Genomic DNA, 20,590 nt, shown 5'->3' on the forward strand with positions numbered 1-20,590 from the left:
CTCCCCGGTATCCCCATCGCCCCCCAATGCTGGGGACAGTCGCCCGTTGGTTCGTCCGGCATCCAGGCAACGCTTAATAGCGAAACGCTGTAATGCCGGGCCTTTGCCGGCCGTTTCCAACGATTGGTACGGAAGTTGCCGACTCCCCCGTCAACTGACCCACCCCCCCAAGGGGCAGGTCTCTGATAGAGGGAATACTCATGCACCCTTTACTGTCCAAAACCACGATCGCCCTGGTCGTGTCCGCTCTGGCCCAAGGCGTCGCCCAGGCTGCGCTGTTTGCTGTCGACCCCGGCCCCTATGTTCCCGCCAACGGTAACTTCGCTTCCTGGTATCAGGACACCCACGGTCGAACCCTCGACTTGTGCCTGTCCAAGGCCGTCAGCTCCAGGGTTCCGGTTGCGCCCGGCGCACCAGCCTACATGTGCCTTTTGAATCCGAACCCCGGCATTTTCGATGACACTCAACCCATCGTTTTCCCGACCAACTTCCCCGACGAAGCGTTCTGGTTCACCGGCGACGGATCCATCGTCGATGCCGCACGGGGCATCGACCTGACCTATGTCAGCGCCGTTGAAGCCGCGTTCAGTGGTGGCGATCCGCTGGAAGGCGACCAGGTCAGTTTTGGCCGTATCCGTATTCGGGTCGACGTGCCCACTGCCGGCACCTATGTCATCACCCACCCTTACGGCGTCGATGTCTTCAACGTCGATACCCCCGGGCGCCGCGCGATCAACATGACCCGGGACATCGGCATCGGCTCGCCGAAAACCTACGACGGTGCGCTCAAAGCGGACATCGGCCCTTTCCTGCGCAGCCTCAACGGCCCTTACATCGAGCCCAACCCGGTTACCGGCTCCGCCGACACGTTCGTGGGCGATCCGAACCTGGAAGAGGCTTTCACCGGCAGCCCTTTCAATACCAACTACATCCGCATTGAAGGGCCTAACGGACTGGACTTGCGCACGACGGTGATGGCCATTTCCGGCAAGTTATCGACGCTCGCTCGCCCCACTCCGATCATTGCCGAACGCAGCACCTATTCGCGCACAGCCGGCGCCAGCGCCCCGGTGGCCCACCAGGATGTTTTCGTCATGGCCCCGCCACCACCGGCCACCGTGACCCTGGACAGCAACACCCCGGTGTTGAAACTGAGCGAGGCCAACACCACCGGCCACTGGTACGCCCAGTCAGCCACCAACCCGACGTTGCCGAGCAGCTTGCTGGTGACGGCCGACAACCATCTGGCCATCCCGACCAGCACGCCAACCTCCTTGTCCATGCCGCTGACCGACCTGGTGGTGATTTCACGGGCCGAGTACAGCCTGAGCAGCGGGCAAATCACGGTAGTGGCCTCGACCAGCGATGAAACATCGCCACCGATTCTTACCGCCACCTCCGGCACGGGTGTCGCCATCGGCGCCCTCAGTGGCAGCGGCGCAGAGAAATCCCTGTCGACCGGCATCTCGCCGATTCCACCGGCCAAGGTTCAGGTGACGTCATCCAATGGCGGCAGCGATACCGAAGAAGTGGTCATCGTGCAATGAACGCTCTCATGCCCAGATCCGCATCAGGAGGCATCATGAACAAGTGGCCACGCTTCGCGCTCAAGGCGCTCGGGCTGACTCTTTCGCTGTCCGGCAGTGCGTTTGCGCAACTCACTGCCGTCGATACCGGCCCCTACACTTTCGCCACGGGGAAATTTCCCATGTGGTATCAGGACAGCAACTTGCTGTCGCTGGAACTGTGCCAGTCACGGGCTACCAGCACGCGGGCTCCGGGTGCTCCTGGCGCCCCCGCCTATATGTGCATCCTGAATCCGGAGCCCGGCATCTTCGACGACACCCTGCCGATGGTGTTCCCGGATAACTGGCCACCGGAAGCGTTCTGGTTCCTCGCCGAGACCAGCATCAATGATGTTGGAGGTTATGGCGTGGATGCCTACGTGGCCGGGGTCGAAGCGGCATTCACTGCGGAAAACCCTGTCGACGGCGATCAGGCCAGCTTCGCGCGGATTCGCCTGCGGGTGAACATTCCTGTCGCGGGCACCTACACCATCACTCACCCGTACGGCGTGGAAACAGTCAACGTCACCACACCGGGCCGCCGGGCGATCAACATCACCCGCGACATCGGCATCGGTGCACCGGGCAACTTCGCCGGGGCACTCAACGGGGAGGTCGGGCCATTTCTGCGCAGCGTCAATGGGCCGTACACCGAAGTGAATCCGGACACCGGCGCCATCGAGACATTCGTGGGTGATCCGAACCTCAGCGAAGCGGTCACCGGCAGCCCGTTCAACAATAACTTCCTGCGTGTCCAGGGTCCGGCCGGGACCATTCAGACCAACCTCTTTACCGTGTCCGGCAAAGTCCTCGACAGCCGTGCGCAAACCCCTGTGGAAATCGGCCGCGCCACTTACCGTCGCCTCCCGACAGGTCCGGGCACGAGCAGTACCCGGGTCGAAGTCTTCGGCAAATCGGCCATCAGTTCGAGCCTGTGCTTCCGTGAAACCGTGCCTCTGGTTCCCGGACCACCGCAATCGCCCTGCCTGGTCACCATGCTCGGCAACAACACCGGCCAGTTCTTCGGCCATCGTCTGACAGGCAGCACGATTCCTCCGGTGGTGGTGGTCACCGCGACCGACCCGAGTGGCACCAACCGGCCAACGGCGGTGTCGAGCAAAGTCACCGACATCGTGAAAATCCAGACCGCACGCTACAACTGGAGTAATCACAGCCTGCTGATCGAAGCCACCTCGTCAGACGAAGTCGTGGTGCCGGACATGGTCGCCCAGGGCTTCGGACGGCTGACGAAAACCGGCACCTTGCAACGCCTGACCGTTGCCGATCTGTCGCAGCCACCGGCCACTGTCACGATCAAATCCGCAGCCGGCGGCAACGACACCGAACCTGTGGTGGTGATCGGCACACAACCGAACAGCGGTGAAAACCAGGCGCCGCTGGCCGTTGCCGACACCGGCAGCACCAGCTTCGGGGTGCCGATCACCCTCAACCTGCTGGCCAACGACAGCGACCCGGACGGCAACACGCCATTGAGCATCGTCGCGCTGACCTCACCGGCCGCCGGGCAAGGCAGCGTGACGATGAGCGGCACGACCGCCGTGGTCTACACACCGCCCGCCGTCGTCACTGTGCCGCTGACCACGACCTTCACCTACAAGGCTCAAGACATCAAAGGCCTGGCCTCGGCCACTCCGGCGACCGTGACCATCACCGTGGCGCCTAACCGGCCACCGGTGGCCGTCGCCGACAGCGTCGCAACCCTTGGCGTGGCGATACCGATCAGTGTGCTGGCCAACGACACCGATCCGGAAGGCAACGTGCCGCTGGCGGTCGCCAGCTTCACGCAACCACCGAACGGTCGCGGCAGTGTCAGCAGCAACGGTACGGTGATCACATACACCCCACCGGCCAACTTCACCACGGCGTTCACCACGACCTTCACCTACTTCGCCCGGGACAGCTTCGGCGCCCAGTCGACGGCACCGGCGACGGTCACCGTGCAAGTCTCGCCACGGCCACCGGCAGAAACCTTCACGGTGACCACGGCAACGGTGTCGGCACGCTCCAACAACCGCTTCACCTGGGACTTCGCGGGCACCTCATCGGTGACCACCGGCAACGTCGTCACCATCCGGGTGAGCACCCCAACCGGGTTGGCAACCCTGGGCACCGCCACGGTGGCGGTGACCGGTCGCTGGCGGCTGACGGTGAACAACACCACCACGGTGATTCCATCGGCGAACCCGACGGCCACCATCACCTCGTCCCAGGGCACCGTGCGCACCGTGACGGTGATCTCCAACTGAGCCTTGGCCCCATCGGTCACGTGGCCGATGGGGCTGGCCTCTTGCGAAAGGACAGTCTCATGAAAACGTCGACCGCCGCCCTGCTCTGCCTGCTTCTGCTTTGCAGCAGCGCGGGCGTGCGCGCCGACGATCTGATGGAGAACGATGACCTGGGCCCCGGCACCGACCTCGGCGAGTTGCCACCGCCGATTGGCCAGCACGCGCTGATCGACCAGAACGGCCAGGCCAACGTGGCGCTGCTGCAACAGAACGGCCAGTCGCTGCTCGGCACCATCGTCCAGTCAGGGAGCAATCAGGAAGCCTACATCCTGCAACAAGGCAGCGACCTGATGGCAATGATCACTCAGCAAGGTTCCGGCAACTCGGCCTCGATCACCCAGACCGGCAGCCAGAACCGCGCGCAGATAGCCCAGAACGGCAATAACAACGACGCCAGCATCGACCAGGCCGGCACGGGACTTTCCAGCGCCGTGACCCAATCGGGAAACGGCATGAGCGTTTCAGTCAAACAATACCGCTAAAGCACTGCACCACATGGAGGTTTCATCATGTTCAAACTGACGCCCCTCACCGCCGCGATCCTGGTCATTGCCAGTGCCCAGGCGTTGGCCAACGACAGCATTTCCACCCAGGACCAGGTCGGCACCGCCAACATCGCCAATGTGAAACAGACCAAGGCCCCCTACAGCACCGCCACCCAGCAGCAACTCGGCGAGGGCAACGATGCGGCCGCCGTGCAGGACTCGGCCACCAGCACCATCGACCAGAACCAGGTCGGTGAATACAACGCCGGTTACGCCGAGCAATTGTATGAAGACAACAGCACCATCACCCAGAAACAGACCGGCAGCTTCAACACCAGCCATGCCAGTCAATCGATCGGTGCGGGCGGCGGCGAAGTGCTGCAACAGCAGGAAGGCAGCGGTAACTTTTCGTTCGTCTATCAGGACAGCCAGGAGGGCACTTCCGGTCAAACCTTCCAGTACGGCGACAGCAATGAAGCCAACATCGAACAGATCCAGCCCGGCATCGGCAACATGGCGGTGATCATCCAGTACGGCACCACCAACTACGCCACCGCCGAACAGATCAACCACATGGGCGGCCAGATCGACATCAACCAGACCGGCGCCAACAACTATGCCTACGGCGACCAGCGCAACGGCGACGGCGGCAACCTGACCATCAACCAGAACGGCGACGGCAACGGCACCGAGATCTGGCAAGACGGGCAAGCGGGCAGCACGGCCACCGTCGACCAGATGGGCGAGACCAACGAAACCGTGGTCGACCAGAGCTTCGGCGAAAACAACACCGCCCAGGTCTTCCAGGTCGGCAACCTCAACGCGATCTACGCCGACCAGTTCGAGTCCACCGGCTCGACCCTGGCGCTGTACCAGACGGGTACGGGCAACGTGCACTTCACCTATCAGTCCGGCGAAGGCCATTCGCTCACCGCGACTTCGGTGGGTAGCGACAACAAGGTCTACGCCAGCAACTGGAAAGGCCCGCAAAAAGGTGGCCAGTTCGGCAGCAACCAGAGCGCAACCATCACTCAGAACGGCAAGGAAAACATTGCCAACTTCACCCAGGACGGCGTCGGCCACGTCATGACCACCAGCCAGACCGGCATGGGCAACAAAACCATCGTCAGCCAGGCGGAGAACTACAACGAGCTGTACTTCGATCAGAACGGCACCGACAACGTCCTCATCGCCGACCAGCGCGGCACCACCAACCTGGTCGAGGGCAGCAGCAACGGCATGAACAACCGTAGCGAGTTCGACCAGTCCGGCACCAGCAACCTGGCCTCTACCAGCCAGTGGGGCAACGATAACAAGATCACTCTGAAACAGACCGACAGCATGAACGTGGCGTATGTGACCCAGAGCGGGATCGGGAACATTGCCAATGTTGATCAGAGTGGCGTGACGCAGATGGCGACCATTCAACAGGTGGGTATGGATAACCAGGCGACGGTGTTGCAGCAGTAATTGCGGGGGTATAAAAAACCGCGGCCCTTTCCTTTGTGAGTGCTGCGGTTTTTTATCGCCTGCTCTCTTTGTAGGAGCCGGCTTACTGGCGATGGCGGCCTGATAGCCCACCATTTTCTCTCGGGCGTACATATCCATTTCTGCGGTGATGGCTGCTATTGGTTCCGCTCTTACAGCGGGTCACTTGGAAAAGCGCCAAGTAACCAAGCGCTCTTGCCCCTTTCGTTCGGTGCCTCGCTAATGCTCGGCATGCCCTCGCTCCGGTCCTGCTCCGTGGGCCCGCCGCCATCGGCCATCCATGGCCGGGGGCGGCTAACCCGGCATCCATGCCGGGTTGCCCACTGCGCAGAACCTCCACTCGGCCTCTCGAGGGGGCGCTCAGATCAAAAACTGAAGGCGAGCTAACGCTCGGCCTGATGAGTGGTAGAAATCAAAAGCAAACGCGATTCCCTGTAGGAGCCGGCTTGCCGGCGAAAAGCGTCCGGACGACGCGTTCATTCAGACAGCCCGCGTTATCGTTGGCGCCCATCGCCAGCAAGCCGGCTCCTACAGGGGGTTGGGGTATTCGTGAGTGAAGGGTTGGCTGGAAGGACGCTATCGCCGGCAAGCCGGCTCCTACAAAGGGCGTATTACATCCGCGAAATCATGCCGGCTGACAGGACGCCATCGTCGAAACGCCGCCCGCAGAAAGCCGGTTCCTACAAAAGCAGGCCAGCACACACCCGCTTTCCACCACTCATCAGGCCGAGCGTTAGCTCGCCTGCAGCTTTTGATTTTGATCTGCCCGCCCCTTCGGGAGGCCGAGTGGAGGTTCTGCGCAGTGGGCAACCCGGCATGGATGCCGGGTTAGCCGCGCACGGCCATGGATGGCCGATCGCGGCGGGCCCACGGAGCAGGACCGGAGCGAGGGAACGCCGAGCCTAAGCGAGGGGCCGGACGCTGGGGCGAGACTTTTTGGTTCCTTTTGTGGCGTTTGACAAAAGGGACTCGCCGTAAGGGCGAAACCGTAAGTGGCCGTTACCGCAGGAATGGATATGTACACCCGAAAGAAAATGGTCGGTCATGAGGCCGCCATCGCCGGCAAGCCGGCTCCTACAGAGTTCCGGGTCTGGCCTCGGTCACTCTTCTTCAGGCACCACCTTGTTCTGGGTCAGATACCGGTCAAGCGTCTCACCGCTCTCAGGCGAATTATCCCCCGCCACCTGCCACAAACGCCTCTCGATCCCCTGCGCCAGAAGATGCCCCACCGCCGCCTCGATCGCCGACAACACACACAACTGCGCCGGCTCGTTCGTGGTGTAGCCAACCTCCGCCTCAAGCAACTTCTTGAACTCGATAAACTTGAACACCCCGGCACTACGGCCCACGGAGTAAATCGTCTTGCTGGTCATCACATTGGCCAGCACCTGCCCACTGCGCACGTCCACCGCGCGCAGGTTCACCGTGACCTGATCCACCCGATACTCCCGGGAAATATCGATACCCAGGTAACGCGCCCCTTCCCCGCCGCTTTTCACATTGGTGTCGTACGCAATGATCCCGCCCTCTAGCATCATGTTCGCCGCTTGCAACGGCGGCAGTTCACCCTGGATATTCACCGGCGTGTTCGGTTTTTTCTGCGAGGCGCGGATGATCTTGCGCTCGGTCAGCAGGTTCTGCAGCCCTTCCCGCTCCAGCACCACAAACCAGCCACTGGCCTGCAACGCATCCATCAGCATGCTTGCCGCGCCTTGAGTGACGCTGGTCGAAAACGAACTGGCCGGAGTCGGTTTGTATTGCCCGGTCTGGTCGCGGAAACCGTACACCACCGCCATCAACCGGCCCTTGGGTCGTGGCATGTTGATCAAGTCGTAGTAAGTCGAAGCCCTCGGGGTCAGCGTCGGGGTTTCGGTGTCCTGCTCAGCACCGATCGGCTCGCGCAGACTGCACCCCTGTAACGCCGCCAACATCAGCCCTAGCACCATTATTCTTTTCATATCCTTCCCTCCCCATCAACCCGGATCCCTTCAAGGGGCCAGGCCGCTCACCTGAATTTCGGAGACTTCACCGGTCGCTCGGTCGGTCACAACGATGGTCAATTGGCCGGAGTCGTCGACCACGTTGACGATAAAAGCGTCGGTGGTCAGGCTCCCGGTGTTGCCCGCGGAAATGTTGTCCAGCAACTGCCCGAGCAACCGCGACTGCAACTGACTGGTAAACCGCTCCAGCGCCGAAGTACCGGCCGCGGCGGTGCGCTTTTTCAAGTCAGGATCGTCGTAATCGTTTTGCGCTTGGGCGTTGTTGAGCAGCCAGGTCCCGTTCAACGGGTTGCCGCCAAACGAGGGGTTGATGGGCGTGTAGACCAGTTCGGTGGCCTGGACCAGGCCACAACTGCCAAGCCCGACCAACCAGATGCCTGCCCTTGAAAACAGGCGGTGCTGCGAGAACGTTGTGGTTTTCATAGTTCGTCCCTCTCAAGGTCCGTTGTGTCCTGCAACAAGGCTTCCAGCTTGCGCTGGACGATCTGCCCGCGGACCCAGTCGGCGGCGTCATAGGCCTCTTCCTTGAGTTCCACGGTGTTCGGCGGCAAAAAACGCCGGTAAACCAGACGCTGCTGATATTCCACAGTGACCAGGGCGCCCCACCGCGCCGAAGGTCGTTCGCGTACCACCAGGTTGAAATCCATCGGGCTGGTGGCGCGCAGGCGTTCACTGAACGAGTAGTAAAAGTCGTGACCGATGTGCGAGATCGTGTCATCGACGATGAACCCCATCATTTCGTCCTCTTCGCCGGCCGTGGCGGCAGCAGACGCCAGCATCAGGATCACGGCCACGTAGAATCGATTCATGGCTGCAACGCTTCGGGCGATTGTGACTGGCCCTTGGCAGGTCCCGATGTGCCCTCGAGAAAGGCTTTCTCGGCCACGAACTGCCAGTCCTTGTAACTCGCCATACCGGCAAAATCCGACCACTGAGAGGGGAAGTCCGCCTGCTTGAGCGGCGTGTCCGTGGAGGCGCTGTTGAGGCCGGTGATGCGGCCGTCGAAACCGCGCATCAGGCTCCATTCGCCGCCGCCGATCGGGTCCGGATACAGCTGCCGGATATGGTGTTTTGGGCTGGGAAAACGCTCGTCCTGCAACAGGTCTTCCAGCTCCTTCGGGTATTGCGCCAGGCCTGGTGAACTGCGGTAGTAGCTGCGCAATGCCTGGGCGTATTGCGTACCGACCCAGAGCAACTGGCGCTCACGATCACGGCGCGAGAGGGTCGACCACAACTCGCCGGCAGTGGCCAGGCCCATGCCCATCAGCATGATCAGGAACAGCACGCCCAAGTAAGTGAAACCGCCCTCGTTCGAAGGTTTACCACTCGGAATAGAGGCTGCCATCACGCGCCCTCCCTGTGGCCCCACTTTTGATATCGGCGACGCCACCCGGTACGCCATCCGGTGGTGCGACCATGACCCAGAGGTCCTTGCGTTCGGCAATCGGGTCCATCGGCGGGTTGCGCAGATAGCGTTGTTCCACCAGTTGTTCAAGGGAATCGGGATAACGCCCGGTGTCGCCGTAGTAGTGATCCAGGGCTTCGCGCATCACCGACAGGCTCTGGCGCAACGTGGTCTCTTTCGAGGCCTCGAGGCTGTTGAAATAACGTGGCAAGGCGATGGTCATCAGGGTTGCGATGATTGCCATGACCACCATCAGTTCCAGCAGGGTAAACCCCTTTTCCCGACGCATAAGCTCACCACTCCCGGTAGGCGATGCCGTTAAGCCCTTTGCCCCGCGCCTGGGAGTAAACGTCAAAGACGTCTTGGCCCTCACGCGGGTTTTGAGCCGTGCTGTCATAGGAGCGCAAACCCCAGCCGCCGTCGTCGTCACGCTTGACCGGCTTCAGCGGGTCATGGGGCACGCGCCGCAGAAAATAAAACTTGGCCCCCTTGGCGCTGCGCACATCGCGCACCCCCTCCACCAACACTTTCAGGTTCGGCGGATAGCCGCTGCTGTTCAGGGACTTCTCGATGTAACCGGCGTCGAATGCGCGTTTGTAAGCGTCGATGGCATCGCGAATCTGGTACAGCGCGGTGCGCAGTTCCTGCTCTTTGCCCCGGCGCACCACGGTCTCGGTCAGCGGCGCGGCCATGCCGGCCAGCAAGCCGACCAGGGCCAGCGTCACCACGACTTCGATCAGGGTAAAACCGCGTTGCGAGGCGTTCATGATCAAGGCTTCTCGATAAACACTTGAGTGGTTGAGGCCGCCACCGGCCGATCGATGTGCTCGTTCTGAATGGGCGGTTCCACCTGCCGGTCCGGTGCCTGAATGCGCATGCTGGTTTCGGTGCCGGTCGGGAATTCCATGTCCGACGGGCTCTGGTACGGCAGGTTGCGCACGATCCGTGGCGTGATCGACAGCACCAGCTCCGATTTGCTGACGTTGTCCTTGTTGCTGCCGAACAACCGGCCCAGGCCAGGAATGTCGCCAAGCCCCGGGATCTTGTTGCCGGTGGCGCCATGGTCGTTGCGCATCAGGCCGGCAAGAATCTGGGTTTCGCCGTCATGCAGGCGCAGGGTGGTCTGGGCGTTACGGGTATCGACCTGCACCGGAATCGTGCCCTGGCGGGTCGGTTCCAGTGGCGTGGCGTTACTCACTTCCAGCGCGATCTTGATCGCCACTTCGTTGTTCAGGTGCACGGTCGGCTGCACTTCCAGCTTCAGACCGACGTCCAGGTAGGTGACGCTTTCGGTGATCACCGGGCCTTGGGTCGACGGCACCGACGTGGCGCTGATGATCGGCACGCGCTGACCAATGTGGATGCGCGCCTGCTCGCGGTTGCTGACACGAATCACCGGGCTGGCCAAGGTGTTGATGTCGTTGTCCTGGGCATTGATCTTGGCTTGCGGCGAAGGCGAGATGGTGATCCGGCTGGAGTCGATGCCTTTCAATTGATCGAGAATCTGCACCGGCGAACCATCGCCGTTGACCACACCGAAGGTGTTCGGCCATTGCAGGCCGAGGTCGAGAATCCGTTGGGTGGCAACCTCCATCACCTCCACTTCCAGCACCACTTCGGGGTTGGACTGGTCTTGCGATTGCAGGAGTTTTTCCGCCATGCGGATCGCGTCTTCGGAGTCGCGCATGGTCAGGGTGTTGAGGCGCTCATCGACAAACACGTCGCGGGTCTTGAGCATGGTTTTGATCATGTTCAGCGCGGTGTTGGCATCGATGCTGGTCAGGTAGAAGGTGCGCATCACCAACTCCTGGTAATCCTTGAGCTTTTGCGGTGAGTCCGGGTAAATCAGCAAGGTGTTTTCGTTCACCACTTTTTGATGCAACTGGTTCTGTTGCAGCAGCAGTTCCACGGCGTCTTCGATGCGCACGTCACGCACGAAGATCGTGGCTTTCATGTCCGGGCGCAGGTCCTTGTCGAAGATGAAGTTCAACCCGGCGACCTGGGACAGCACCTCGAAAATGGTTTTCAGGTTGGCGTCGCGAAACTCCAGGGTCACGGGTCGTTCCAGGCGTGTGCGCAGTTGTGGGTACTGGATGACGTTGCGGCTCTGGACCAGACGGATGTTGCTTTGCAGTTCCAGGGCGCCTTCATTTTTCGGGTCCAGTTCGAGGATCTGTTTGACCTGACGGTCGGCCCCGTAGATGTCGCCGCGACGCAAGTCGCCACGGGCCAGCTCGAGTTTTTCATCGAGGCTGCGCATGTAGTCGAGCTGGCGCATTGCATCCTGGGCACGCCGGTTGTTCGGCTCGATGGTCAGCACCCGGTTGTAGCTGACGCGCGCGGCGGCGAAGTCCCGGTGCGAACGGTCGGTGTCAGCCTCGGTCAGCAGCGCGGTAATCGCCTTGGCGTGGGCGGAGTTGCGGGCCAGGTGCAGTTCGGTATTACGAGGGTTTTCCCGCAGCCCTTCTTCAATACGCGCCAGGCCGGCCTCGTATTGTCCCTGCTCGATCAGCTCGGACGCTTCCTTGTTGGCGACCTGGGCAGAACTGCACGCCACCAGCCCGGCACACGCACAGCAAAAGCTCATCAGCAAACGGGATCTATTCATGGCGTGCTCCCCATAGACAAGGTCTGGGACAAATGCAAAGGCAGGTAGACGAAGCTCAGTTCCACATCGGAAATGCCCACGATCCGCCAGGTTTCGTCGATCACATCCCCTTTGCGTACGACGTATATTTTTTCTCCGCTCAGCAGAAACACTTGCTGGTCTGAACGATCATCCATGCGCCCGATAAACTGGAAAGGCATTGGCGGTGCACTGGGGACGGTCACCACCGGGGTCACGTTGACGGGTTGTTCGGTGACGCTGGCGAGCGTCGGTTCAGCCTTCCAGCTGCGGGCGGCGAACAGGTCGCCCGCCGGGCTCAAGTCCTTGATCACAGCGGCTTTGCCGGTGGCTGGCGCGGCAGGCAGGGCACCGCGGGTTTTGCTGTTGGCCGCCGTGGCCACGACGGTGACGGCCGCCTCGCCGTCGTCCGCCGACATCCAGTAATCAGGCAACCAGGCCAACCCCGCCGCTACGCCGAAGAACCCCACCCACCCCGCTACGCGTTTGGTATTCATCATGACCTCGACAGGTAGAGGGTCATGCGGATCCGCCCGGTCAGGTCGGTGTCGGCGATCTTTTTACGCTGGAACTCCACGTCCTCCACCACCACCGCCGGCAACTGACCGAGCAAGGCATGCAGGAAGCGCCGCAGTTGCGGGTAGCTGCCACGTACCGGCAGCAGAATCTGATAGCGCGCCAGATGGGTCTTGGGGTCGATGCCCAGGGCATATTCACCGCGTGCCAGGGTGATATGTTCCTGGGCCGCCAACGCGTAGATCTTGTCGATCGCCACCGTGGCTTGCGGCTGCGAAGGCAGCTTGCTGCGGAAGTCGTCGAGCTGACGTTGAGGCACCACCGGCGCGGCGACGCTGCCGTCTTCAACCCTGGCCAGGTATTCACCGGCTTCGCGGGTCTGTTGGCTGAGCTGTTGCAGCGACTGCCAGTCCGGCATCAAGCCCGCCAGGCCATAGACCGATGCCAACGCCAGCAGCGCCATCCCTGCCAGACCGGGAATGCCCAGGCCTTGCAGGTATTCGTGGACGATCAGTCTAGGGATTTGCATCGCCAATCTCCCAGGTAGCCGACAGGTTGAATTGCACCGGGTGCTCGGGCACGTTGGCCACGATTTCGTGGCTCAGCAGCGACACATCGGACAGCTCGTCGCTGGCCTCCAGGTTGCGGTGGAAGTCGAGCATGGCGTCGAGGTCTTTCGCCTCGGCGCTGATGCGCACCTGGCCTTTGCGCGCATCGGGGGTCAGGGTCAGCAAGGCGATGTCGCCCCGGGGCATGGCTTCGAGCATGGCGAACAGGCGCTCCCACGGCCGGCGCAGTTGCTGCGAGACCTTGCGCATCTCGGCGAGGTTTTGTGCCTGCTCGCGGATTTGCGCCGGGGTCAGGCTGACCTTGCCGCCATCGTCGCCGGTGAGGACACGCTGGGCGGTTTGCAGATGGCCCTGTTGTTGCGCGGTCTGATCACTGAGGTGTTGCTGAACCAGCACGCAAATCAGGCTCAACACCACGCCCACGGCCAGCAGGCTCCAGCCCAGGGGGCCCGAGCGGCGGCGCGGCTGAAAGTCGAGCATCAGGGCGCGCATGTCAGGCCACCGCCCGGGACATGACGTACAAGCCATCGCGTACGGTTGTCCGGTCTTCTTCAAGGGTGCGCAAGTGCACGCCGGGAATGTCGGGTTGCACATCGATACGCGCGGGCGCATGCAGGTAAACGTTCAGTGGCCGCTCGCTGGTGGAGGCCTGCAATTGGCTTTCACGACCGATCAACGCGGTCAGTGCGGCGTCGCTGTCGCCGGTGCCCACCGAACGCACCGAGGCCCAGCGGCCTTCCCGGGCCAGCAGCAATACGCTGCGTACCGGCTCGGCGACCACGAACAGGAAGTCGCCGGTATCGAGGCTTTTATCGAAGTGGTTGAACGCCGTCATCAGGTACGGCTGCACCGAACGCAGGCGCAGGCCCCGGGCGCTGACCAGGGTGCGCAGACGCGTCAGCAAATCCTGCGGCAGTGCGCTGGCGACCCGGTCGTAGCCGGCCGGTTCCGGCGAGAGCACCAGGCTCCAGGGTTGCGTTGGCACACCATAAAGGTCTTCAAAGCAAAGCCGGGCAAACCCGAGCAATTCGTCAGGGCTGCTGATCTGTTCGCTCCAGGGCACCAGACAGAAACGGCTGAAGTGCCCGGAAATCACCACGCTCAACTCGGCACCAGCGTGGGTGTGATCGGCCAGCAGATGATCGAGGGTGTCCAGCGCCACCGCCCAGGCGTGGAAGCCTTCGTCGATAAAACCGACGCTGCCCAGCCACAGGGTTTCGCTGCCACGGCGCTGGCCGAGGCCGACCCCACTGGCGCCGAGCACGGCGATAAAACGATCACGAGACAAAAGTGACACGATTGATCTCCTCGAGCGTGGTGCGCCCTTCCTGAACCAGTTCCAGCGCCGACTCGCGCAGCAAGCGCAAGCCACGTTTGCACGCATGGGTTTTGATTTTCGAAATCGGTTGGCGCTCGACGATCATCTGCCGCAACTCGTCGTCCAGGTGCAGCAGCTCGGCGATCGCCGTGCGCCCGCGATAACCGGTGCCCCGGCAATGCCCGCAGCCCTTGCCATGAACGAAGTGGAAGTGATCGACGTTGTGGGGGTCGAGACCCGAAGCGAGCAATTCGTCATCGGTCGGGGTGCACGGCGCGCTGCAACTGGTGCAAACCAGGCGGATCAAGCGCTGCGCCAGCACGGCATTGAGCGCCGAGACGAGGCTGTAGGGATCGATTTCCATCTGGGTGAACCGGCCGATGACATCGAACACGTTGTTGGCGTGGATCGTGGTGAACACCAGGTGGCCGGTGAGCGCCGATTGCACGGCGATTTGCGCGGTGTCGGGGTCACGGATTTCACCGACCATGATCTTGTCCGGGTCATGACGCAGGATCGAGCGCAAGCCACGAGCGAAGGTCAGGCCTTTCTTTTCATTCACAGGGATTTGCAGCACGCCCGGCAACTGATATTCCACCGGGTCTTCAATGGTGATGATCTTGTCCACGCCGTGGTTGATCTCGGTGATCATCGCGTACAGCGTGGTGGTCTTGCCGCTGCCGGTGGGGCCGGTCACCAGCACCATGCCGTAGGGTTCGGCGGCCAGCCTGCGCAGTTGGCGCAAGGTTTCGTCTTCAAAGCCCAGGGCCTGCAACTGCACACCGCAGACCTTGTCCGCCAGGTCCTGTTTGTCGAGCACCCGCAGCACCGCGTCTTCACCGAAGATGCTCGGCATGATCGAGACCCGGAAGTCGATCTGCCGGCCACTGATGCCGATCTTGAAGCGACCGTCCTGAGGCACGCGCTTCTCGCCGATGTCCAGTTCGGCCATGACCTTGACCCTGGAAATCACCTGCTCGGCGAACTCGCTGCCCTGGATCTTGCTGATGTTGTTGAGCACACCATCGATGCGGTACTTGATCACCAGGCCGCTGCCGGTGGTACCCAAATGGATATCGCTGGCGTGCATTTTCAAGGCGTCGTACAGGGTCGAGTTGACCAGTTTGACGACGACGCTGGCGTCTTCGCTGATGCTGGTCAGGGACAGGCTTTGCAGGGTGTCGGTTTCGATGTTGGCGTCGGCCTGGGCGTTGAGCGACTCCACCGCGTGGAAGCTCTCTTCGTGACGTGCCAGATAGGCTTTCAGGTCGTCGGCATGCACCAGATACAGGGGCGCACCGTGCAGGCAGTCATCGATCCAGGCCAGGCGCGACGTGTCGAACGGGTCGGCGAACACGCCGATGATCTCCTCGTCGTGGCGCAGCAGGATGAATTCGCGCTTGAGGCATTGGGCCAGGGTGACCCTGTCGAATACGGGAGTGGACTTGAACAGGTTGTCGGTGTCGAGCACCGGATAATGCAGGGTGGCGCCGAGGCACTGGATGAAAGGCATGGGGGCCAGTTCGCACAACACCCCGAGGGCTTCTAGCATCCGCTCGCCGGAACTGGCGGCCAGTGATCGTGCCTGGGCCAATTGCTCACTGGAAAAGCGCGACGGTACGGATTCCAACTGCGCCGGTTCGACGGCAAGGGATAGACGGTCCATGGCTTGCTCTCCAACGCCGGGGGCTTTGAGCCCTGTCGACGCGGCGAGCAATTACGGCGGTTACCGCAACGGCTGGTCGCGCCACTACTCCCCGGTGAGCAATTGTTCGTCGTCTGGTGCCTTGGACGTCGAGGGATTGCGTCGACGATCCGCCAGCACCCAACTGCCGTCGTACAACTGCAGCGGGAAACTCTCGGTCCTGCTCTGGCGTCGTTCGACAAACCCCTCGGATGTGCGCGCGCCTGCTTTGGGTTCGCGCTCCATCCCCAGAAGGTCACAGACTGCACGGGCCAGTTCCGCCATTGGAAACGGTTTGAACAGGATATGGCTGACTCCCACCTGCCGGGCCCGCTCACAGACTTCAGCGGTCGGGTGCCCGGTAATCAGCACAAAATGACAGTTCCTGTTCCGGCGGATGGCATCGAGCACCTCAAAGCCTTCCATATCGGGCAAGCGGTAATCGAACACCATCACATCGGGTGCAAACTGCTCGGCTTCGCCGATAGCCGCCGCACCGTCATGTGCAACCCGGACGTCCAGTGCCTGCGCCTCAAGGTAATCCTTGAGGTTTTGTGCAAGAAGCTGTTCGTCATCGACAACCAGTACTTTGTTTAACAAGGTGGACTCCTTGAAACCGCAGGCCCGAGTTCCGTACCTGGCAGAGTGCTCGCCTTACCGAGGCTAACGCACACTTCATGCCAGGCTGGGTGCCGGGTGTTTCACCACTGCATGTGTTTGATTTTCATAAAAAAGCCTTTCCGCCCAAATACACCGCCCCCCAAAGGCGGGGGCGCACACGGAATTGCCCTGAAGCTTTTCCCCACTATTGGGGGGGGAACCTTCATTCATCGTCAATTCGTTCGATTCGATTACGCGATCGCAGTTGCGCCAAAACCTGCTGGCGAACCTGAGTCTGTCGCTGTCGGTCGAGGTACGCCCTGACCATCTCAAGCCCTTGCAACTCTGTGACATCGGTCACCTCCCTGTGGTTCTGCACCTGGATCAAGTGCCAGCCCAGTGCCGTGCGAACCGGCTCACTCACTGCGCCCGGTGCCAGGGCAAAGGCCGCCGCTTCAAACGCTGGCAGCATGCGTCCACGTGGAAAATAGCCCAGATCTCCGCCCTCGCTCGCCGAGGCATCTTCGGACCCCGTCCGGGCCACGCTGGCGAAGTCCGCGCCCTGGCGGATTGTCGCCTGCATGTGCACCAAGCGTAGCCGCGCCGCTTCGACTGTGGCGGCATCGGCGTCCTGAGCAACCTTGATCAGGATGTGCCGCGCCTGCACCGCTTCGGGCTGGCTCATCTGCGCGCGGTGCTCTTCATAGAACGTGCGGACCTGTTTTTCGTCCGGCCCCTCGACGCTGGTCAGCTCGGCAAACACCTGCTGAGCCGCGAGTTCACGGCGGGTGTATTCGACAAAACCGGCCTCGTCGAAACCCGCGTCTTCCAGGCGCCGAGCGAATTTCTCGGCACCGCCAATGGCCTGCCGGGTCTGTTCAACCTGGCGTTGCACGGTGGCATCGCTGATCACCACCCCACGCTTGACCGCTTCCTGCCACAGCAACTCGCGGTCGATCAATGCGTCCAGCGCCTTTTGCCGAAGTTGCTTGTACGCCTTGGGATTACGAATGCTGCCAAGCGCCCGGCCCTGGTCCTCCAGGTACTCGGCAAAATAGCGTTCGAGGCGGAACTGGGAAATCTCCTCGCCATTGACCCGCGCGGCGACCGGCCCATTGCTGCCGAACGCCACGGGCAGCCACAGCGTCAGCAGGATCAACAGAGTCTTGAGCGTCATGATCGAGGCCTCCGGTCAGGGTTTCGCGGTAATGGGCTTGTAAGGGGCGACCAGGTAGAAGCGCTGGTCGGGCAAATCCACGGTGACGATATGCGCGCCGCTCAAACCCAGCCGCTGGCCCGGCCCGAAGCTGAGGCGCGGGGTCAGACCGGTGTCGAAGTCATGCAGGCCTTCCAGCGCATAGATCAGCTTCTCTCGGCTGGCATCGCGTCCGGCCTGCTTCATGCCTTCGCTGAGCAGCAGCATCGAACTGAACGCGCCGACTTGCAGCACCGCATGCTGGCCACCGAGCCCCTGCTGTTCGCGCAACTGGATCAGGGCCAGGCGCCCGGCCAGGGTCCAGTCGCTGGGCACGAACGGATAGGACAAGAACAACCGCCGGGAAAAACCACTGGGCACTCGCAAAAGGTCACCCGCCACCTGATTCGCCATGGCGAACAGGTAAGGAACCTGCCCCGCCCTCTGCAACCTTTCGGCGAGCAGGCTGAAATCGCTACCGCAGCCCAGGTAAAACAATGAGCGCGAACCCAGCGGCAGTTGATCCTTTACCGGGTCGTAGACCTGCAGGCTGACATTTTGCCAGGCGTGATCTTGCAGATACTGACGCAGGGTATGAGCCGCCAGTCGTTGACCGGGATCCTCCGTGTAGGTAATCAGCGTCGGGCCCTGGAGCACGCGCAAACTCCCGGTGGCGTAATCGGCCAGGGCGATCAGTTGCTCGCGCACCCCGGGCATCGGTTCAAAAATCTGTCGACTGCTCTGCGCCGACCCCTGCAATGAGAGCGGACCGATCAACGGAATGCCCGCCTGCTCCAGACGCGAAACCAGTTGCGTGTCGAGTGCCGGCGCCAGTGGCGCGATCAGGGCAAACACCTGCTCCTGATAGATCAACTGATCCAGCGCCCGCCCGGCACTGACAGGGTCCGGCCCCGGGTCGAGGATCGTCAGGCGCACCTGCCGGCCATGAATCCCCCCCGCCTTGTTGATTCGCGCCACGCTGCCTTTGAGTACTGCCGCCACCGTCGCGCCCTCTTCCGCCAACGGCCCCTGACTCGGCAACAACGTGCCCAGGTGCAGGCTGTCAGGCGTCAGGCCGGGGTCGCGCTCATCAGCGAGGCGTTTGAGGTAGGCCGTGAGGTTGCGCTGATCCTTCATCGATAGCACGAACCGCGGCATCGCCGGGTCGAGGCGATTGTTGGCGGAATCGCGCCCCTCCTGAATCGCCCGCGCCAGGGTGCCGTCGGTGTACGCCGGGTAGTTGCGGCCATTGACGTGCCGTTGGCCATAGGTGCTGGTCAGCCGCGACCAGCTCAGATCAGGTGGACGCACCCCGCCCTCGGGCCGGCCCAGGCCATCGGCGCCGTGGCAGTTGGCGCACGGCAGGCTGGTGGCCGGCAGCAACATGCCCGTCGCCCCGATACGCGCCATGATCGGTTCACCACTGCCCGACACACCCTCGCGGTACAGCCGTTTGCCGGCACTTTCGTCAGGGTTCAAGGGCAACGTATCGGCAGCGCAATGAAGATTGCCGATCAGGAACAGGCCGAGGATCAGGGAGATTTTCATGGCGCGGGCTCAGTGACCGGCCACGGGCATTGTCAGCAATTGCAAGCGCTGGGCAATGGCGGCGGCCGGGGCATCGGGGCGGATTTTGCTCCAGCGTTTGTTGGCCACGTCACCCACAATCAGTTGCGTTGAATGTTGCTCGGGAGTCGGCACGATCTGGCCGATGCGCCCCAGCACCAGATCCATTTGCGCCTTGTCGCCAGTGAGAAAAAGCCAGTGGGGGCCATTGACGCCCTGCTTCAAGGTGTAAGCCTTGAGTACCGCCGGGGTATCCCGCAGCGGATCACTGGTAAGGGAGATAAAGGTAATCCCGTCTGCTTTATCGCCCAGCAACTCACGCACTTCCTTGAGCTTGCGAGTGATCAGCGGGCAGGCATCCGTGCAACTGGTGAAAATCACGTTCAGCAGCACCACGCGGTTATGCAGCGCGTCGCTGTAGAAACGCAGGGTCTCGCCGTTCTGGTCCTGCAACGGCGTATCGGTGAACCAGGTTTTCGCATCGCGCGTGCCGCTCGCCGGTTGCGCGCTGGCCACGACGGGAGCGGGTTCTTCGTGCCCTTCGTGAGCGAAGGCCAACGAGCTGAATATCCAGAAGCACAGGCTCAACGCAACCCAGTCGATGACTCTCATGGTTGCTGCTCCATGGCAATGGCGGTGTGTTTGGCGTGGCTGTTGCGCTGGCCGCTGAGTTTCTCCACCTCACGGGTCAGTACGGTCGGGTCGGTGAAGCCGTAATAGCGCGTCCAGTGGCGGCTGTTGCCGTCGCCGACGAGGATCAGCGGCTGGTGGTTCTTGAAGTCGCCGCTGAACGTGCCGAGGCCTTTGAGCGTGGCGTCGATCGATTGCGCACTGCCGGTCAGCCAGCTCCAGCCCGGACCGTTCTGGAAGCTGCGGGCGTAGGCGTTCAGGCGTTTGGCGTCATCGCGCTGCGGGTCGATGCTGATCGATACCAGTTGCACCTCGGTGCCCACCCGCGCGCCCAGCTGTTTCTGCACTTTGCCCATGATCGAAGACACCACCGGGCACACCGTGGTGCAACTGGTGTAAATGAAGCTCATGACCACGATTTTGTTGGTCACCAGATCCTTCTCCAGACGCACCGGCTTGCCGTTCTGGTCCACCAGCGCGACGTCGGCGAACTTGACCTGGGCGCTTTCCGAACGGGCGCCTTTGGCCGGCATGTCATGCCCGGCGTGTTCATCCGCCGAGTGCGCCAGGGCTTGCCCCACGCCGACGGTCAACAGGCAGAACGTCAGCAGTCCACGGTGTGCGAATCGATTCATGT

21 protein-coding genes are annotated in these 20,590 nt (G+C 62.0%); 4 read left to right on the forward strand and 17 right to left on the reverse strand.

Annotation, left to right across the window (positions count from 1 at the left end):
* Nucleotides 1-200 precede the first annotated feature (200 nt).
* The 4 genes from KGB24_RS23265 to KGB24_RS23280 are packed head-to-tail and all read left to right on the forward strand — an operon-like array spanning nucleotide 201 to nucleotide 5,826.
* Nucleotides 201-1,547, forward strand: coding sequence for a hypothetical protein (locus KGB24_RS23265; RefSeq protein ID WP_223415157.1), 1,347 nt, complete (start codon nucleotides 201-203; stop codon nucleotides 1,545-1,547).
* Between the two features lie 35 nt (nucleotides 1,548-1,582).
* Nucleotides 1,583-3,832, forward strand: a complete 2,250-nt coding sequence (locus KGB24_RS23270) for an Ig-like domain-containing protein (protein ID WP_223415156.1) — start codon at nucleotides 1,583-1,585, stop codon at nucleotides 3,830-3,832.
* 59 nt (nucleotides 3,833-3,891) lie between these two features.
* Nucleotides 3,892-4,353, forward strand: coding sequence for a curlin (locus KGB24_RS23275; protein WP_008034167.1), 462 nt, complete (start codon nucleotides 3,892-3,894; stop codon nucleotides 4,351-4,353).
* 27 nt (nucleotides 4,354-4,380) lie between these two features.
* Complete coding sequence (locus tag KGB24_RS23280; RefSeq protein WP_223415155.1) at nucleotides 4,381-5,826, forward strand: curlin; 1,446 nt, start codon at nucleotides 4,381-4,383, stop codon at nucleotides 5,824-5,826.
* Nucleotides 5,827-6,944: 1,118 nt separating this feature from the next.
* Here the strand turns inward: KGB24_RS23280 and KGB24_RS23285 are convergent.
* The 17 genes from KGB24_RS23285 to KGB24_RS23365 all read right to left on the reverse strand — a co-directional run bounded on the left by KGB24_RS23285 (nucleotide 6,945) and on the right by KGB24_RS23365 (nucleotide 20,588).
* Nucleotides 6,945-7,802 (reverse strand): CsgG/HfaB family protein, encoded by an 858-nt coding sequence (locus KGB24_RS23285; protein WP_008034033.1) that lies wholly within the window; start codon nucleotides 7,800-7,802, stop codon nucleotides 6,945-6,947.
* 30 nt (nucleotides 7,803-7,832) lie between these two features.
* Nucleotides 7,833-8,267, reverse strand: coding sequence for a curli assembly protein CsgF (locus tag KGB24_RS23290; protein WP_008034031.1), 435 nt, complete (start codon nucleotides 8,265-8,267; stop codon nucleotides 7,833-7,835).
* Complete coding sequence (gene csgE / locus KGB24_RS23295; protein WP_223415154.1) at nucleotides 8,264-8,653, reverse strand: curli production assembly/transport protein CsgE; 390 nt, start codon at nucleotides 8,651-8,653, stop codon at nucleotides 8,264-8,266. The genes KGB24_RS23290 and csgE overlap by 4 nt, the downstream gene beginning before the upstream one ends.
* A complete protein-coding gene (locus KGB24_RS23300) occupies nucleotides 8,650-9,189 on the reverse strand; it encodes a type II secretion system GspH family protein (protein WP_223415153.1) in 540 nt (179 codons plus the stop codon). Before KGB24_RS23300 ends, csgE begins: the two co-directional genes overlap by 4 nt.
* Complete coding sequence (locus KGB24_RS23305) at nucleotides 9,164-9,538, reverse strand: type II secretion system protein (RefSeq protein WP_008034019.1); 375 nt, start codon at nucleotides 9,536-9,538, stop codon at nucleotides 9,164-9,166. Before KGB24_RS23305 ends, KGB24_RS23300 begins: the two co-directional genes overlap by 26 nt.
* A 4-nt stretch (nucleotides 9,539-9,542) precedes the next feature.
* The gene (locus KGB24_RS23310) at nucleotides 9,543-10,016 is read right to left on the reverse strand and encodes a type II secretion system protein (RefSeq protein WP_008034018.1); all 474 of its coding nucleotides are present in this window, start codon (nucleotides 10,014-10,016) and stop codon (nucleotides 9,543-9,545) included.
* A 2-nt stretch (nucleotides 10,017-10,018) separates the two neighbouring features.
* Nucleotides 10,019-11,857: a secretin N-terminal domain-containing protein gene (locus tag KGB24_RS23315; protein WP_008034017.1), complete on the reverse strand. Its 1,839-nt coding sequence runs from the start codon at nucleotides 11,855-11,857 to the stop codon at nucleotides 10,019-10,021.
* The gene (locus KGB24_RS23320) at nucleotides 11,854-12,372 is read right to left on the reverse strand and encodes a hypothetical protein (RefSeq protein ID WP_008043350.1); all 519 of its coding nucleotides are present in this window, start codon (nucleotides 12,370-12,372) and stop codon (nucleotides 11,854-11,856) included. The genes KGB24_RS23315 and KGB24_RS23320 overlap by 4 nt, the downstream gene beginning before the upstream one ends.
* Nucleotides 12,372-12,920: a GspMb/PilO family protein gene (locus KGB24_RS23325; protein WP_008034015.1), complete on the reverse strand. Its 549-nt coding sequence runs from the start codon at nucleotides 12,918-12,920 to the stop codon at nucleotides 12,372-12,374. Before KGB24_RS23325 ends, KGB24_RS23320 begins: the two co-directional genes overlap by 1 nt.
* The gene (locus KGB24_RS23330) at nucleotides 12,907-13,452 is read right to left on the reverse strand and encodes a PilN domain-containing protein (RefSeq protein ID WP_223416606.1); all 546 of its coding nucleotides are present in this window, start codon (nucleotides 13,450-13,452) and stop codon (nucleotides 12,907-12,909) included. Before KGB24_RS23330 ends, KGB24_RS23325 begins: the two co-directional genes overlap by 14 nt.
* Before the next feature lies 1 nt (nucleotide 13,453).
* On the reverse strand, nucleotides 13,454-14,257 hold the full coding sequence (locus KGB24_RS23335; RefSeq protein ID WP_008034013.1) for a hypothetical protein: 804 nt from the start codon (nucleotides 14,255-14,257) through the stop codon (nucleotides 13,454-13,456).
* Nucleotides 14,238-15,944 carry a GspE/PulE family protein gene (locus KGB24_RS23340; RefSeq protein ID WP_008034012.1) on the reverse strand — a complete coding sequence of 569 codons (1,707 nt, stop codon included), beginning with the start codon at nucleotides 15,942-15,944 and terminating at the stop codon, nucleotides 14,238-14,240. The genes KGB24_RS23335 and KGB24_RS23340 overlap by 20 nt, the downstream gene beginning before the upstream one ends.
* A gap of 84 nt (nucleotides 15,945-16,028) precedes the next feature.
* Nucleotides 16,029-16,562 (reverse strand): response regulator, encoded by a 534-nt coding sequence (locus KGB24_RS23345; RefSeq protein ID WP_008043360.1) that lies wholly within the window; start codon nucleotides 16,560-16,562, stop codon nucleotides 16,029-16,031.
* 223 nt (nucleotides 16,563-16,785) lie between these two features.
* Nucleotides 16,786-17,739, reverse strand: coding sequence for a peptidylprolyl isomerase (locus KGB24_RS23350; RefSeq protein ID WP_223416607.1), 954 nt, complete (start codon nucleotides 17,737-17,739; stop codon nucleotides 16,786-16,788).
* 15 nt (nucleotides 17,740-17,754) lie between these two features.
* Nucleotides 17,755-19,305 (reverse strand): ABC transporter substrate-binding protein, encoded by a 1,551-nt coding sequence (locus KGB24_RS23355; RefSeq protein ID WP_223416609.1) that lies wholly within the window; start codon nucleotides 19,303-19,305, stop codon nucleotides 17,755-17,757.
* A gap of 9 nt (nucleotides 19,306-19,314) precedes the next feature.
* Entirely contained in the window at nucleotides 19,315-19,935 is a 621-nt protein-coding gene (locus KGB24_RS23360) for an SCO family protein (protein ID WP_223416611.1), read from the reverse strand.
* Nucleotides 19,932-20,588 carry an SCO family protein gene (locus KGB24_RS23365; protein ID WP_223416612.1) on the reverse strand — a complete coding sequence of 219 codons (657 nt, stop codon included), beginning with the start codon at nucleotides 20,586-20,588 and terminating at the stop codon, nucleotides 19,932-19,934. Before KGB24_RS23365 ends, KGB24_RS23360 begins: the two co-directional genes overlap by 4 nt.
* Between the last annotated feature and the right edge of the window lie 2 nt (nucleotides 20,589-20,590).

This window comes from Pseudomonas sp. BF-RE-25, assembly GCF_019956105.1.
GTDB classification, from domain to species: Bacteria; Pseudomonadota; Gammaproteobacteria; order Pseudomonadales; family Pseudomonadaceae; genus Aquipseudomonas; species Aquipseudomonas migulae.

What these genes read in the sequence shown, in the direction of transcription:
- KGB24_RS23265 (WP_223415157.1), top strand. Translation starts at nt 201, where the DNA reads ATGCACCCTTTACTGTCCAAAACCACGATCGCCCTGGTCGTGTCCGCT.
- KGB24_RS23270 (WP_223415156.1), top strand. Translation starts at nt 1,583, where the DNA reads ATGAACAAGTGGCCACGCTTCGCGCTCAAGGCGCTCGGGCTGACTCTT.
- KGB24_RS23275 (WP_008034167.1), top strand. Translation starts at nt 3,892, where the DNA reads ATGAAAACGTCGACCGCCGCCCTGCTCTGCCTGCTTCTGCTTTGCAGC.
- KGB24_RS23280 (WP_223415155.1), top strand. Translation starts at nt 4,381, where the DNA reads ATGTTCAAACTGACGCCCCTCACCGCCGCGATCCTGGTCATTGCCAGT.
- KGB24_RS23285 (WP_008034033.1), bottom strand. Translation starts at nt 7,802, where the DNA reads ATGAAAAGAATAATGGTGCTAGGGCTGATGTTGGCGGCGTTACAGGGG.
- KGB24_RS23290 (WP_008034031.1), bottom strand. Translation starts at nt 8,267, where the DNA reads ATGAAAACCACAACGTTCTCGCAGCACCGCCTGTTTTCAAGGGCAGGC.
- csgE (WP_223415154.1), bottom strand. Translation starts at nt 8,653, where the DNA reads ATGAATCGATTCTACGTGGCCGTGATCCTGATGCTGGCGTCTGCTGCC.
- KGB24_RS23300 (WP_223415153.1), bottom strand. Translation starts at nt 9,189, where the DNA reads ATGGCAGCCTCTATTCCGAGTGGTAAACCTTCGAACGAGGGCGGTTTC.
- KGB24_RS23305 (WP_008034019.1), bottom strand. Translation starts at nt 9,538, where the DNA reads ATGCGTCGGGAAAAGGGGTTTACCCTGCTGGAACTGATGGTGGTCATG.
- KGB24_RS23310 (WP_008034018.1), bottom strand. Translation starts at nt 10,016, where the DNA reads ATGAACGCCTCGCAACGCGGTTTTACCCTGATCGAAGTCGTGGTGACG.
- KGB24_RS23315 (WP_008034017.1), bottom strand. Translation starts at nt 11,857, where the DNA reads ATGAATAGATCCCGTTTGCTGATGAGCTTTTGCTGTGCGTGTGCCGGG.
- KGB24_RS23320 (WP_008043350.1), bottom strand. Translation starts at nt 12,372, where the DNA reads ATGAATACCAAACGCGTAGCGGGGTGGGTGGGGTTCTTCGGCGTAGCG.
- KGB24_RS23325 (WP_008034015.1), bottom strand. Translation starts at nt 12,920, where the DNA reads ATGCAAATCCCTAGACTGATCGTCCACGAATACCTGCAAGGCCTGGGC.
- KGB24_RS23330 (WP_223416606.1), bottom strand. Translation starts at nt 13,452, where the DNA reads ATGCGCGCCCTGATGCTCGACTTTCAGCCGCGCCGCCGCTCGGGCCCC.
- KGB24_RS23340 (WP_008034012.1), bottom strand. Translation starts at nt 15,944, where the DNA reads ATGGACCGTCTATCCCTTGCCGTCGAACCGGCGCAGTTGGAATCCGTA.
- KGB24_RS23350 (WP_223416607.1), bottom strand. Translation starts at nt 17,739, where the DNA reads ATGACGCTCAAGACTCTGTTGATCCTGCTGACGCTGTGGCTGCCCGTG.
- KGB24_RS23355 (WP_223416609.1), bottom strand. Translation starts at nt 19,305, where the DNA reads ATGAAAATCTCCCTGATCCTCGGCCTGTTCCTGATCGGCAATCTTCAT.
- KGB24_RS23360 (WP_223416611.1), bottom strand. Translation starts at nt 19,935, where the DNA reads ATGAGAGTCATCGACTGGGTTGCGTTGAGCCTGTGCTTCTGGATATTC.
- KGB24_RS23365 (WP_223416612.1), bottom strand. Translation starts at nt 20,588, where the DNA reads ATGAATCGATTCGCACACCGTGGACTGCTGACGTTCTGCCTGTTGACC.